The sequence below is a fragment of the Streptomyces sp. NPDC051183 genome (genome assembly GCF_040682455.1).
Lineage (GTDB): Bacteria > Actinomycetota > Actinomycetes > Streptomycetales > Streptomycetaceae > Streptomyces.
The window spans coordinates 129,627-142,680 of record NZ_JBFBBA010000007.1 but is presented as its reverse complement, the minus strand read 5'-3'; the positions used below and the strand labels follow the sequence as shown (position 1 = coordinate 142,680).

The following is a 13,054-nucleotide window of genomic DNA, read 5'->3' as shown; positions in this document are numbered from 1 at the left end:
ATTCGGACGAGGTCCGGGAGGACGGCGCCGCCGGAGGGCCGGGGGCGGATGCCCCTGATTCGGACGAGGTCCGGGAGGACGGCGCCGCCGGAGGGCCGGGGGCGGATGCCCCTGATTCGGACGAGGTCCGGGAGGACGGCGCCGCCGGAGGGGGTCCGGGGGCGGAGTCCCCGGTTTCGGGAAGGGGCGGGGTGGGGGAAAGCCCCGCGGAGCCCGCCGACGAGGACGAGCCCGCGGCGGCGGACGGCACCGCCGAGGGCGAAGCCACGGAGTCGGCCGGCACCGGCGAAGCCGCAGCGGCCGCGCCCGCGCTGAGCGAGGCGGCGGCCGAACTGGCGGCGCAGAAGGTCGAGCGCGAGCGCATCGCCCGCCGCAAGGCGGAGCGCGAGGCGCCCGTCGAGGCCGGCGGCAAGCTCAGCGGGAAGGCCGCCGATCTGCTGGCCGCCGTACGGGCCGTGGAGAGCGGAGCCAAGCCCTCCTCCGTGTACTTCGACGAGGCCCCGGCCGCGCCGCGCAAGGCGGCCCCGGCTCCCCCGGTGCAGCGCACCCCGGCGCCCGCTCCGGCGCCCGCGCCCGCGCCCTCCGCCGACTCCGTCCAGGACGTCCGCGCCGTACTGGCTCGCGGCGGGGCCCCCGAGGCCCTCGCGGAGCCCGCCGCCGCGGCCCTCGGCGAGGGAGCCGCCGAGCAGCTCGCCGAAGACCCCTGGCGGCTGCTGGCCGTCCCCGCCGTCCGCCCGGCCCAGGCCGACGGGTTCGCGCGGGCCCTGCTCGGCGCCGAGGCCGGTCCCGGGGACGAGCGCCGGGCGACCGCGCTCGTGGGCTGGCTGCTGGCCCAGGCCGCCGCCAAGGGGCACACCGCCCTTGAGGCCCCGACCCTGGAGTCCGCCCTCGCGCAGTACGGCGTACCGGACCCCGCCGAGGCCCTGGAGGCGGCGGTGGGGGACGGCGCGGTGCTGGTGTTCCACGAGCCGCTGGGCGACCCCGTCGCGGAGGGCGAGGAGCAGCCCGTACGGGTCCTCGTCGGCCTGGAGGGTTCGGCGATGGCCGAGGAGAGCCTGGCCGACGGCCTGGCCCGGCTGGCCAACACCTTCACGTACCCGGCGGACTGGGAGAAGGCCGCCACCGGGCCGGGCGCAGAGCTGATCCGCGCCGCCGCCGGGCACGGCCTGGTCGCCCACACCGGCGGCGAGGCGGCCCGCGCCGAACCGCGGGCCCTGCTGGCCGCCGCCCGGGAGTTCGGCCTGCGGGCCTGCCTGGCCGCGCACGCCCCCGCCGAGGGGGCCGTCACCGTGGCCGGTCTGCTCGCCGGGGCCGAGGGGCCCGGGCGGGACGCCGACGGGCAGTTCGAGCTGGACCTCCTCGTGGTCCTGGACGCCCCGCAGCTGGACGTGGAGACCGCGGCAGCGCTGGTGGAGTCGGTCCCCGACGGGGCCCGGCTCGTGCTGTCGGGCGATCCCGGGGTGCTGGGATCCGCCGGTCCGGGGCGGGTGTTCGCCGATGTGCTGGCCGCCGGTGCCTGCCCGCGGGTGACCTCCCGCATGCCGGACCCCGGCCCGCTCGGCGAGTTGGTCTCCGGGATCGGGATCGGGGAGCTAAACCAGGTGGACGCTCCCGGCAAGGAGGTCGTCATCGTCCCGGTGCGCGACGCCGGGGAAGCGGTCCACCGCACCGTGCAGCTGGTGGCCGAGTCGGTGCCGCGCGCCTTCGGGATCCCGGCCGGGAGCGTGCAGGTGATCACCCCGGGCCACGGTGGCTCCGCGGGCACCCGGGCGCTCAACGCCGCCCTCAAGGAGCGGCTGAACCCGGGCCCCGGCCGGTTCGGCGGCTTCGACCCCGGGGACCGCGCGGTCCACGTCCCCTCGCCCGGGCGCGCGCTGCCGGCCGTCGTGGTGTCGGCGGACGCGCAGGGGCTGCACCTGGAGGCCGCGGGCGCGCGGATCACCGTACCGAAGGACCGGGTGGAGGCCGAGGTGCGCCACGGCTGGGCGGTGACGGCACATCAGGCCGTCGGGGCGCGCTGGCCCGCGGTGGTCGTCGTACTGCCCGGGGACGCGGCCGCGGCGCTGTCCCGGGACTGGGTGTACACGGCGTTCGGCCGCGCCGAACGGCACCTGTCGGTGGTGCACGGCGTGGACCAGGCGCTGCCGCAGGCGGTCGCGGAGGTGCTGCCGAAGCCCCGTACGACCCGGCTGGCGGGTCTGCTGCGGGCGCTGGCGGCCTCGGCCCGGGAGTCGGCGGCCGGGCAGGAGTGAGCCGGGCCGCGGCCCCCGTCCCGTCGCCGATTCGGCAGGGACGGGGGCCGCGGTGGTTCAGGCGGGTGTCAGGCCCTGCTCGGCGCTCTCGTCCCGCCGCTCCTCGCCCGGCTCTTCGTCGAACTCGTCGGCCTCCTCGTCGAAGACGGAGCTGACGTCGAAGCGGTGCAGGACGTCCTGCGGATCGGTGTGCCCGAAGGGCGAGCCCAGCCACTCCCCCGGTTCCGCGATCTCCTCCGACGCCGCGATCCAGAGGGTGGAGTCGCCCTCCTCAAGGCCGAAGTCCTTGGCGCGGGAGGCGATCTCGTCCGGCTCGTACTCCCCGAACAGCACGCCCAGCGCACCGGCGGTGCCCCCGTCGTGGTCGAGGTCGGCGTCCCGGTCGTGCGCGGCGACGCGCTCGGCCTGGGCGATCAGCCGGGCCGGTTCGACGACGGCGTAGTCGCGGCGGACGAGCACGCTGAAGGCGGCGGGCTCGGCGGGACCGGTGTACGGGACCCCGTCCTCGGGCGTGGGGATCTCGAACGGGGTGACCTCGTCGTACCGGTCGTAGAGGAGTTCGTCGTACTCCTCGGCCGCGGCGGCGAGTTCGTTGAACGCCGCGTAGACGGCCGGGTCCTCGTCCCCGATCCTGCTCTCGACCGCGGCGAGGTGACGGTCGAGCGCGGCCTTTACCGCCTCGGCGGCGGCGCGTACCTCGGCAACAGTGGGCAGAGCGGCATCAGACATAGTGCAGACGCTATCCGTAGCAGGGCTCTGCCCGCACAATAGATGCGATGCCGGAATACGAATTTGTCGACCTGTACGTGCCCCGCGGGGTTCCTCGCCAGGAAACGACCCGCATGTTGACCGATCATGCCGAGTACGGGCATTGGGAGCTCGACCGGCTGACCCTGCTTCGGGACGGCAGTCGCCGCGTGCGACTGCGCCGCCGGATCATCCGACAGGTCCGCGCGACCTGGTGACGCGGTCCCCGGGGGCGGGGACCGCGTCACGCCACGTCAGGCGGCGTTGCGTGCTCGGCGGTAGAGCACGGCGCCGGCCAGCAGCATGCCTCCGGCCAGCGGTACGCCGGCGCTGAGGACGTCACCGGCGCCGGTGGCGGCCAGGGCCTGCCGGCCGGTGCCCGTGCCGGGCTGTCCGGGGGTCCCGGGGTTGCCCGGGGTGCCGGTGCCCGAGCCGGGCTGTCCCGGCGTGCCCGGGGTGCCGGAGTTGCCCGGGGTTCCCGGCTGACCGGGAGTGCCCGGGGTTCCAGGCGTGCCCGGGTGGCCGGGGTTCCCTGGCGTGCCCGGGGTGCCGGGCGTACCGGGCTGACCGGGCGTACCCGGATTCCCCGGGGTTCCGGGGTTGCCGGGCGTACCCGGATTCCCGGGGTGTCCCGGCGTACCGGGATTGCCCGGAGTACCGGGATTGCCCGGAGTACCCGGGTGACCAGGGTGCCCCGGCGTACCAGGGTGTCCCGGCGTACCGGGGTGGCCCGGCGTGCCCGGGTGGCCGGGATGGCCCGGCGTGCCCGGGTGGCCGGGCTCGTCCTCGTCGCACGGCTCGTCCGGGTGGCCGGGGTGGCCCGGCGTACCGGGGTTGCCGGGGTGGCCCGGATGACCCGGGTGGCCCGGCTTGCCCGAGGTGTTGGAACAGCGGTTGCCGAAGGCCGGGTTCAGGGCCCCCACCACGTTCACCGTGTTGCCGCAGACGTTCACCGGCGCGTCCACGGGCGCCTGCAGGTTGTTGCCGGACAGCAGTCCGGGCGAGTTCGCGGCATGCCCGGACGCGCCGGCATGCGCGTGTGCGTAGCCCCCGCCGAGCGCGAGCAGACCCCCCGCGGCCGCCATGGTGATCAAGGTCTTCCCGGTGGTGGCCTGTACCTGTCGTCGCATCTGTACTTCGTCCCCTGGTGTGTACGTGTGGTCGACGTACTGGCCGTACAGGCTCCCCCGCCTCGTACGCCGAAAGATCGGAGCCGGGCCGTAAAGCCCGGCAGCCCCGGAGCGCTGGAATGCGCTCCGGGGCCGAGAACTTCAGATGCGTCAGGCGTTGACGCAGGTGTTGCCGAAGGCCGGGTTCAGCAGGCCGATCACGCTGACGGTGTTGCCGCAGACGTTCACGGGGATGTGGACCGGCACCTGGATGACGTTGCCGGACGCGACACCGGGGGAGCCGATGGCCGCACCCTGGGCACCCGCGTCGGCGACAGCCAGACCCGCACCCGCGAGCACCAGACCACCGGTGGCAGCCGCAGCGGCGACAACCTTCTTGAGCATTGTTCCTCCTAGTAGGCAAGTGCGGTCCCAGCCGCGGACCGCACCACCTGTAACGAGGAGGGTTCACCAGGGCTACGAGCGTATGAGCGCATTCACTCTTCCCAGTGGTTTGCGCACACCTCTGCGAATCTCGGGCGTTAGGCGTTGTCAATGAATCGGTCGAGCACCCGAACGCCGAACTTGAGCCCGTCGACCGGCACCCGCTCGTCCACGCCGTGGAACATCCCGGCGAAGTCCAGCTCCGGGGGCAGCTGCAGCGGCGCGAAGCCGAAGCAGCGGATGCCGAGGTCGTCGAAGGACTTCGCGTCCGTACCGCCCGAGAGCATGTACGGGACCGCGCGCGCGATCGGGTCCTCGGCCCGCAGGGCGCCCTGCATGGCGTCCACGAGCCTGCCGTCGAAGTCCGTCTCCAGCGCCCTGTCCCCGTGCACGTCCTCGCGCTTCACGCGCGGGCCGAGGATCCGGTCGAGGTCGGCGAAGAACTCGTCCTCGTAGCCCGGCAGGAAGCGGCCGTCCACGTGCGCCGTGGCCTGGCCGGGGATGACGTTGACCTTGTAGCCGGCGCCGAGCATGGTCGGGGCGGCCGAATTGCGCAGCGTCGCGCCCACCATCTTGGCGATGCCGCCGAGCTTGGCGAGCGTGGCGTCCATGTCGTCGGGGTCGAGCGGGGTGCCGAGCGCGTCCGAGAGCTCGTCCAGGAAGTGCCGGACGGTCTTGGTGACGCGCACCGGCCACTGGTGGCGGCCGAGGCGCCCGACGGCCTCGCACAGCTCCGTGATCGCGTTGTCGTTGTTGGTCATGGAGCCGTGGCCCGCGGTGCCCTCCACCGTGAGCCGCATCCAGTGCATCCCCTTCTGGGCGGTCTCCACGAGGTAGAGCCGCAGGTTCTCGTTGACGGTGAAGGAGAAGCCGCCGACCTCGCCGATCGCCTCCGTGACCCCCTCGAACAGCCCGGGGTGCTTGTCCACGAGGTGCCGGGCGCCGTAGACGCCGCCCGCCTCCTCGTCGGCGAGGAAGGCCAGCACGATGTCCCGCGGGGGCTTGCGCCCGCTGCGCATGCGGTCGCGTACGACGGCCAGCGTCATCGCGTCCATGTCCTTCATGTCGACCGCGCCGCGACCCCACACGCAGCCGTCGGCGATCTCGCCCGCGAAGGGGTCGTAGGTCCAGTCGGCGGCATTGGCCGGAACCACGTCGGTGTGCCCGTGGATCAGGAGCGCGGGCCGGGACGGGTCCTCGCCCTCGATCCGCGCGACGGTCGAGGCGCGCCCCTTGTGCGATTCGAAGATCTGCGGCTCCAGCCCGACCTCGGCGAGCTTCTCGGCGACCCATTCGGCCGCCTTGCGCTCGCCGGGCCCGGAGTGGTCGCCGTAGTTGCTGGTGTCGATCCGGATGAGGTCCCGGCAGAGGTCGACTACCTCGTCCTCGCCGGAGACGGTCCTGCCCGCGCTCGACTCGCTCACGCTGCTTCCTCCCACTGATCAGTACCGAACTGCCTCCCATCCTCCCGCCCCGGGCCGTTCTCCCCAAGGGCGATCCCCGGCCGTCGGGGGGTGTGATCGAGGACCCCGGAATGTTTGGTAATGTTTTCCACGTCGGAACGGCCCGCGAGGGACGCGAGACAGACACCTTGTCCGGGTGGCGGAATGGCAGACGCGCTAGCTTGAGGTGCTAGTGCCCTTTATCGGGCGTGGGGGTTCAAGTCCCCCCTCGGACACCAAACGAAGAACCCCACTCCGGTGGGGTTCTTTGCGTTTGCGGGCCGCGGGGTGCCGGGTGGGGTTTGCGGCATCATGGCCCCTGAGCGGCGGACGGGGGTTGAGGGCGTGGCGCAGGACGGTCCGGGCAACAGCACGGTGATCGGTGGCCGTTACCGGCTTCAGGAGCGGCTGGGCCGGGGCGGCATGGGGACGGTCTGGCGGGCCGCCGACGAACTGCTCGGGCGGTCGGTGGCCGTCAAAGAACTCCATGTCGACGCCGGTGGGGGCAGTGCGGGCGCCCTGCGCGAGGCGCGGGTCGTCGCGCAGATCAGGCATCCCCACGTCGTGGTCGTGCACGACGTCGTGGAGCACGAGGGGATCCCCTTCATCGTCATGGAGCTCGTCGACGGAGGTTCGCTGGCCGACCGGCTCGCGGGCGCGGGGCCGCTGGCCCCCGCCGAGGCGGCCCGGCTCGGGCTGGCGCTGCTCGGGGCCCTCGGTGCGGCGCACGACCGGGGTGTGCTGCACCGGGACGTGAAGCCGGCCAACGTGCTCCTGGAGGCGGGTACGGGGCGGGTGGTGCTGACCGACTTCGGGATCGCCCGGCTCGCCGGGGCGACGACCATCAGCGAGGCCGGGGCCTTCATGGGCTCCCCCGAGTACACGGCGCCCGAGCGGATGCAGGGCGGGGAGGCGGGGCCCGCGGCCGATCTGTGGTCGCTCGGCGCCCTGCTGTGCGCCGCCGTGACCGGCGAGTCGCCGTTCCGCCGGGATTCGGTGGGCGGGATCCTGCACGCCGTCGTGTTCGGGGAGATCCGCCCGCCCGCCGGACTCGGGCCGCTGGTTCCGGTCGTACGCGGTCTGCTGGAGCGCGACCCGGAGCAGCGGCTGGGCGCGGCCGAGGCGGCCCGGCTGCTGTCGGCCTGCGCGGCGGACGGGGGCGGGGCCGAGCCCGTACCGGCTGCGAGGCACGCGCCGGCCGAGCGGGCGACCCGGCCGGGCGGGCCGCTTCCCCCGGAGTCCGGGCGGCGGCGGGCGCTGCGGGCGGGGCTGGTGGCCGCGCTGATCGCCTTGACGGTCGGTGCGACGGTGACCGCGACCTCGCTGCTCGGCGGCGGCGACGGCCGGGCGGAGGGGCGGGAGTCCGGTGCGACGGCGGGCGCCGCGGGTCCGTCCCGGTCCGCATCCGCGTCCTCTTCCCCTCCCGCTTCGCCGTCCCCCGCGCCGTCCCCGTCGGCCTCGCCCGCCGGGTCGGTGCGGCCCGCGCCGGCCGGGTACCAGGTCGTCGCCGACCCCCGGGGGTTCAGCCTCGCCGTACCGGCCGGGTACCGGCGTACCACCGACGACCAGCGGGTGTTCTACGGGTCGCCGGACGGGTCCGTGCGCATCGGGATCAGGACGTCGGCGGCGCCGGCCGGTGGCCCGCTGGGGGCGATGCGCTCCGCCGACCGGCAGGGCGCGGAGACCAACCCGGGCTACCGGGAGAACAAGGTCGTCCCGACGACGCACGACGGGCTGCCGGCCGCCCTGTGGGAGTTCACCTGGGACGGTTTCACCCGTACCGAGGGCGCCCGGCACACCTTCGACCTGTGCTGGGAGCAGGACGGGGTGCTGTACGACGTGTGGGTGTCGACGCCCGTCGGCCGGACCGCCGAGGCGCGCGGACACTTCGACGCGGCGCTGGACTCCTTCGTGCCGGGCGTAGGGGGCTCCGCGAGCCCCTGAGGGCGCCGGAGCGCGGACAGGGCCCCGCCGTCCGGAGTGCGCTCCGGACGGCGGGGCCCTGTGTCGGCGGTGCCCTCGGGGGCTCGGCTCGCCTCAGTCGCGGGACGCGGCGAGCTCGGCGACCCGGCCGCGGACCAGGTACCAGCCGCCGACCAGGGCGGCTCCGATGACCGGGACGAACATGACCGTGGTGCGGCCGACGCCGCCGTCGCACCACATCAGGACCAGGACCGTGACCAGGAAGGCCAGCGTGACGAGCTGGGTGTACGGGGCCCAGGGCAGGCGGTAGGACGGGCGCTCGACCTTGCCCTCGCGTGCGCGGCGCCAGAAGAAGAGCGAGCAGATCATGACCATCGCCCAGGTGCCGAGGATGCCGAGGGAGGCGAAGTTCAGGACGATCTCGAAGGCCTCGGACGGCATGAACTTGTTCAGCGCGACGCCGGCCAGACCGAAGGCGGCGGTGAACAGGACGCCGCCGTAGGGGACCTTGCCCTTGTTCATGCGGGCGGTGAACTTCGGTGCGGAGCCGGACATGGCCATCGAGCGCAGGATGCGGCCGGTGGAGTAGAGGCCGGAGTTGAGGCTGGAGAGGGCCGCGGTCAGGACGACCAGGTTCATGATCCCGGCGGTGCCGGGGATGCCCAGCTTGTCGAAGACGGTGACGAAGGGGCTCTGGCCGTCCGAGTACTCGGTGTACGGGAGCAGCAGCGCGAGGAGGATGACCGAGCCGACGTAGAAGATGCCGACGCGCCACATGATCGAGTTGATCGCCTTGGGCATGATCTTCTCGGGGTTCTCGGTCTCGCCGGCGGCGACGCCGCACAGCTCGACGGAGGCGTAGGCGAAGACCACGCCCTGGATCACGAGCAGCATCGGGAGCATGCCGACGGGGAAGATGCCGCCGTTGTCGGTGATGGTGGACAGGCCCGGGGTGTGGCCGTCGATCTCGTGGCTGGTGGCGACGAGGTAGATGCCGACGATCAGGAAGATCGTCAGGGCGGCGACCTTGACCAGGGAGAACCAGAACTCCATCTCGCCGAAGTACTTCACCGAGATCAGGTTCGCGGTGAGGACGATGGCGAGGGCGATGAACGCGAGGACCCACTGGGGGACGTCGGTGAACATCGACCAGAAGTGGGCGTAGGTGGCCGCGGCGGTGATGTCGGCGACGGTGGTCGTGGACCAGTTGAGGAAGTAGAGCCAGCCGGCCGTGTAGGCGCCCTTCTCCCCCATGAACTCGCGGGCGTAGGAGACGAAGGCGCCGGAGGAGGGGCGGTAGAGGACGAGCTCGCCGAGGGCCCGGACGACGAAGAAGGCGAAGACGCCGCACACCGCGTAGGCGATGGCGAGGGAGGGTCCCGCGCCGGCGAGGCGGCCGCCGGCGCCGAGGAACAGGCCGGTGCCTATCGCCCCGCCGATCGCGATCATGTTGATGTGGCGGGACTTGAGGTCCTTGCTGTAGCCCTCGTCACCGGCGTCGACATGGCGGGAAGACGCCGGGGCGGGGGCCTCGGTCAAGGTGCGGTCACTCATGTATGACTTCGCCTTCGTGGGGTCGGACAGGCAGGTCCGGACCGGCGTGCAGGGGAGCTGGGTGGTGTCCCCTGTGCCGCGATCCGGTGTTTTTGTCGCCCCAGGAGACCATGAGCCTCCGCCACCCGCCAAAATCCTCCCCTTGCGCACCGAAGCCCCCGACGACCATGGAAACGGGCGTCGGGGGCTTCGCGGGACCTCGAATGCGAGGCGGGAGCCTACTCGTGCGGCGCTGCCTCGGCCGCCTGGTCGAGGCGGAAGGCCTCGTTGCCCAGGCCGATGCGGGCGTGCACCTCGGGGCGGCGGCTGCGCAGCACGGCCCCGTACAGCAGGCCGGCCACGACGGCGGCGCCGATGATGCCGGGCAGCACCCAGCTGAGGACGGAGCCGTCCCCGGCGCCGACGAGGACGCCGAAGTCGCGGACGGTGTAGACGGCGATGGCGAGGAGGGCGAGGCCCGCGGCGCCGGCCGCGATCAGCCGCCAGATCTGGGCGCCGGCGGTGCCGCGCCGGACGAAGAAGGCGATGACGGCGAAGGAGGCGGCGGCCATGAGCAGGGTCACGCCGAGGGCCCCGACGCTGCCCATCCAGGTGAACAGGTGCAGGACCGGCGCGGTGGGGTCGCCCGTGGGCCTGTCGTCGGTGAGGGCGAAGGCGAGGACGACGACGGTGGCGACGACGGTCTGCAGGAGCGAGCCGGTGCCGGGGGCGCCGGTGCCGGCGTTGGTACGGCCGAAGGCGGCCGGGAGCAGGCCCTCGCGGCCCATGGCGAAGGCGTAGCGGGCGACGACGTTGTGGAAGCTGAGCATCGCCGCGAACATGCCGGTCACGAACAGGACGTGCAGGGTGTCGGTGAAGGCGGTGCCGAGGCGGTCCTCGGTGAGCTGGAAGAGCAGGCCGGGGCCGGCTTCGGCGGAGGTCTTGACCACCTCGGCGGGGCCGGTGGCGACGGTGAGGGCCCAGGCGCTGAAGGCGAAGAAGAGGGCGACGAAGCCGACGGCGAGGAACATGACGCGGGAGACGACGATGTGCGGCTTGCTGGTCTCCTCGGCGTAGACCGGGGACTGCTCGAAGCCGACGAAGGCGGCGATGCAGAAGCACAGGGCGGTGCCGAGCCCGGCGCCGCTGAGGGTCTCGGGGTTGAAGGCGTGCAGCGAGAGGCCTTCGGGGCCGGGCTTGCCGAGGGCGGCGGCGTCGAAGGCGACGACGAGGGCGCACTCGATGAGCAGGAGGACGCCGAGGACCTTGGCGTTGAGGTCGATCTTGAGCCAGCCGAGGGCGCCGGTGGCGGCGACCGCGAGCAGGGCCGGTATCCACCAGGCGAGTTCGATTTCGAGGTAGGTGGCGAAGAGGCCGGAGATCTCGAAGCCGAGGATGCCGTAGACGCCGACCTGCATGGCGCTGTAGGCGACGAGGGCGAGGATCGAGGCGCCGGCGCCCGCGGTGGGGCCGAGGCCGCGGGCGATGTACGCGTAGAAGGCGCCGGCGTTGTGGACGTGCCGGCTCATCTCGGCGTAGCCGACGCTGAAGAGCGCGAGGACGGCTCCGAGGATGACGAACAGCAGCGGCTGGCCGACGACCCCCATGACTCCGAAGGTCGTGGGCATGACACCTGCGACCACCATGAGGGGGGCGCTGGCGGCGAGCACGGAGAGCAGCAGCCCGGCGGTGCCGAGGCGGTCGGCGCGCAGGGCGCGGTCCTGGCCCTTGTACGTGCGGATCTCGGCCGCGTCTTGGAGCGTGGTGGATCTGCCCGTCGCCATGGCGGGTGTCCTTTCGGGGGGTCTGCGAGCCTTCGGGGGTCTTCAGGGGGTTTCGGGGGCGAAGGCTCTTCGGGGGTTGCGGGGACGAAGCGGGGACGAAGGCTCAGGCGGTCCCGAGCGCGACACTGCGCGCGGCGAGGAAGGCCTTGTGGGGGTCTAGGTCCGGGTAGGACCAGGGGGCCGGGGTCGCGTGGCTCCCGATGCGGTGGAAGAGCGCGGCGGCCTCGGCGGGGCGGCCCTCGCAGAGCTTGGCGTGGGCCAGGAAGTTGAGGTCCACGCGGTTGCGGGGGTGGTCCTCGCGCTCCCACTCCAGCCACCAGTCGAAGGCGGAGCGCAGCACCTGGCGGGCGCGGCGGCCCGACCAGTGGGCCACGGCGCCCGCGCTGCTGTCGGAGCCGTACTTGCCTGCGAGCACCCGGTAGCGCTCGGCGTGGGCGATGACGGGGAGCACGGCGAGCGGGGAGTCGGCCGGGGACTCCTCGGCGGCCCAGGCGGCGAAGTCGTAGACCTCGTGGAGCGGGTCGTGCCCGGACGCGGGGGTGCGCTCGGCCAGCTTGGCGACCATCAGGTGGTGGGCGTGGTGGTGCTCGCGGTGGCGGGCCCGGACCTGGTCGAAGTGGCGGCTGAACTCCTCCTCGGTGCCGAAGGCGCGGGTGAGCAGCAGCAGTCCGAGCCAGGGCGTGGGGTCTGCGGGGAGCAGCGCGGCGGCCCGCCGGCAGGCCTCCTCGGCGGCCTCGGGCGTGCCCTTGCGGCGCAGGGCGGTGAAGACGGCCGCGCAGGCGAGGAGGGTCGTGGCGTCGGCGCTGTCGGGCTCGGCGAGCAGCCACTCGCGGGCCCAGGCGGTGGCGGCCGGGGTCTCGGCGAGGACGACGAGGCGGTGGCCGCGGCGGTCCCAGTCGTCGCCGGTGGTGACGAGGAGGGAGCGGGCCTTGGCCCAGCGGCCCTGGGTGAACTGGCTCCGTACGTCGACCAGTTCGCTGTCGCAGAGGGCCGAGTCGAAGAGCTGGGCGTCCCGCTTGCGGGCGCGGCCGAGGGGCGGCGGAGGGGGGGACATCCGCGGAATTCCCTCCAGGACGCGGGCGATTGGACGGTGTGGCCGAATGATCACGCACAGCAAAGCGGTAGGCACTGCTCCGAGTCAAGGTCCAGTCCACTGGGTGGCGCGTTTCAACTGGTGCGGCGAGGGAGCGAGTTGAACGACTTGTTCCGGTTCGCCGGTCTCGTGGGGGCAGTGCGTAAGGTGGACTCATGGCGACCTACGACGATCTTCAGCCGTTCGAGCTGGGCTTTCCCGGACCGCTGCGCGACATGCTGGTGGCGGCCGTGCTGAGCGGTGCGAAGACTTCCACGACGGGACTGCTCCAGTGGTACGAGACCGCGGGCGAGCCGCTGCCCGCGGCCGGCGGGCGGTTCGCGATGGTGGACTCCGACGAGCGCGCGGTGGCCGTCCTGGAGATCACGGATGTCCGGGTGCTCCGGCTCGCCGACGTGGACCTGCGGCACGCGCTGGACGAGGGCGAGGGGTACACCTCAGTGGCCGAATGGCGTGCCTCGCACGAGGGGTTCTGGCACAGTGCGCCGCTGCGCGAGGAGCTCGGCGACCCGGAGTTCACGGTGGACGACGACACCCCGGTGGTGGCGGAGCGCTTCCGGATCGTGGCCCGGCTGGACTGATGCGCCCGCGGCGGGCAGCCCCCCGAGCCGGGGGGTGCCCCGAGCCGGTGAGTGCCCCGAGCCGGGGGGTGCCCCGAGCCGGTGAGTGCCCCGAGCCGGGGGGTGCCCCGAGCCGGTGAGTGCCCCGAGCCGGTGAGTGCCCCGAG

11 protein-coding genes and 1 tRNA gene are annotated in these 13,054 nt (G+C 73.5%); 5 read left to right on the top strand and 7 right to left on the bottom strand.

Going from position 1 to position 13,054, the window contains the following annotated elements; all coding sequences use genetic code 11:
- Positions 1–191: 191 nt before the first annotated feature.
- The gene (locus AB0M99_RS08465; RefSeq protein ID WP_365917948.1) at positions 192–2,252 is read left to right on the top strand and encodes a helix-hairpin-helix domain-containing protein; all 2,061 of its coding nucleotides are present in this window, start codon (positions 192–194) and stop codon (positions 2,250–2,252) included.
- A 57-nt stretch (positions 2,253–2,309) separates the two neighbouring features.
- Here the strand turns inward: AB0M99_RS08465 and AB0M99_RS08460 are convergent, their stop codons facing one another.
- On the bottom strand, positions 2,310–2,981 hold the full coding sequence (locus AB0M99_RS08460; RefSeq protein WP_365917946.1) for a hypothetical protein: 672 nt from the start codon (positions 2,979–2,981) through the stop codon (positions 2,310–2,312).
- A gap of 47 nt (positions 2,982–3,028) precedes the next feature.
- On the opposite strand from AB0M99_RS08460, the gene AB0M99_RS08455 reads away from it, so the two are divergent.
- Positions 3,029–3,217 (top strand): DUF5703 family protein, encoded by a 189-nt coding sequence (locus AB0M99_RS08455; RefSeq protein ID WP_190185296.1) that lies wholly within the window; start codon positions 3,029–3,031, stop codon positions 3,215–3,217.
- Between the two features lie 36 nt (positions 3,218–3,253).
- Here AB0M99_RS08455 and AB0M99_RS08450 read toward each other — a convergent pair whose 3' ends face one another.
- The 3 genes from AB0M99_RS08450 to AB0M99_RS08440 all read right to left on the bottom strand — a co-directional run bounded on the left by AB0M99_RS08450 (position 3,254) and on the right by AB0M99_RS08440 (position 5,976).
- A complete protein-coding gene (locus AB0M99_RS08450) occupies positions 3,254–4,129 on the bottom strand; it encodes a chaplin family protein (protein WP_365917944.1) in 876 nt (291 codons plus the stop codon).
- A gap of 150 nt (positions 4,130–4,279) precedes the next feature.
- Positions 4,280–4,513 (bottom strand): chaplin ChpH, encoded by a 234-nt coding sequence (chpH, locus tag AB0M99_RS08445; protein WP_365917942.1) that lies wholly within the window; start codon positions 4,511–4,513, stop codon positions 4,280–4,282.
- A 137-nt stretch (positions 4,514–4,650) separates the two neighbouring features.
- Positions 4,651–5,976 (bottom strand): M20/M25/M40 family metallo-hydrolase, encoded by a 1,326-nt coding sequence (locus AB0M99_RS08440; RefSeq protein ID WP_365917940.1) that lies wholly within the window; start codon positions 5,974–5,976, stop codon positions 4,651–4,653.
- A gap of 169 nt (positions 5,977–6,145) precedes the next feature.
- On the opposite strand from AB0M99_RS08440, the gene AB0M99_RS08435 reads away from it, so the two are divergent.
- Positions 6,146–6,233: transfer RNA gene (locus tag AB0M99_RS08435), tRNA-Leu, on the top strand.
- A 106-nt stretch (positions 6,234–6,339) separates the two neighbouring features.
- Positions 6,340–7,938 (top strand): serine/threonine-protein kinase, encoded by a 1,599-nt coding sequence (locus AB0M99_RS08430; protein ID WP_365917938.1) that lies wholly within the window; start codon positions 6,340–6,342, stop codon positions 7,936–7,938.
- 93 nt (positions 7,939–8,031) lie between these two features.
- Here AB0M99_RS08430 and AB0M99_RS08425 read toward each other — a convergent pair whose 3' ends face one another.
- From AB0M99_RS08425 to AB0M99_RS08415, 3 genes are all read right to left on the bottom strand, one after another.
- Positions 8,032–9,471, bottom strand: a complete 1,440-nt coding sequence (locus AB0M99_RS08425) for an amino acid permease (protein ID WP_365917936.1) — start codon at positions 9,469–9,471, stop codon at positions 8,032–8,034.
- A gap of 218 nt (positions 9,472–9,689) precedes the next feature.
- Positions 9,690–11,234: an APC family permease gene (locus tag AB0M99_RS08420; protein WP_365917934.1), complete on the bottom strand. Its 1,545-nt coding sequence runs from the start codon at positions 11,232–11,234 to the stop codon at positions 9,690–9,692.
- A gap of 103 nt (positions 11,235–11,337) precedes the next feature.
- Positions 11,338–12,288 (bottom strand): hypothetical protein, encoded by a 951-nt coding sequence (locus tag AB0M99_RS08415; protein WP_365917932.1) that lies wholly within the window; start codon positions 12,286–12,288, stop codon positions 11,338–11,340.
- A gap of 194 nt (positions 12,289–12,482) precedes the next feature.
- Here AB0M99_RS08415 and AB0M99_RS08410 point away from each other — a divergent pair, with 194 nt between their 5' ends.
- Positions 12,483–12,908 (top strand): ASCH domain-containing protein, encoded by a 426-nt coding sequence (locus AB0M99_RS08410; protein WP_365917930.1) that lies wholly within the window; start codon positions 12,483–12,485, stop codon positions 12,906–12,908.
- The last annotated feature ends 146 nt before the right edge of the window (positions 12,909–13,054 follow it).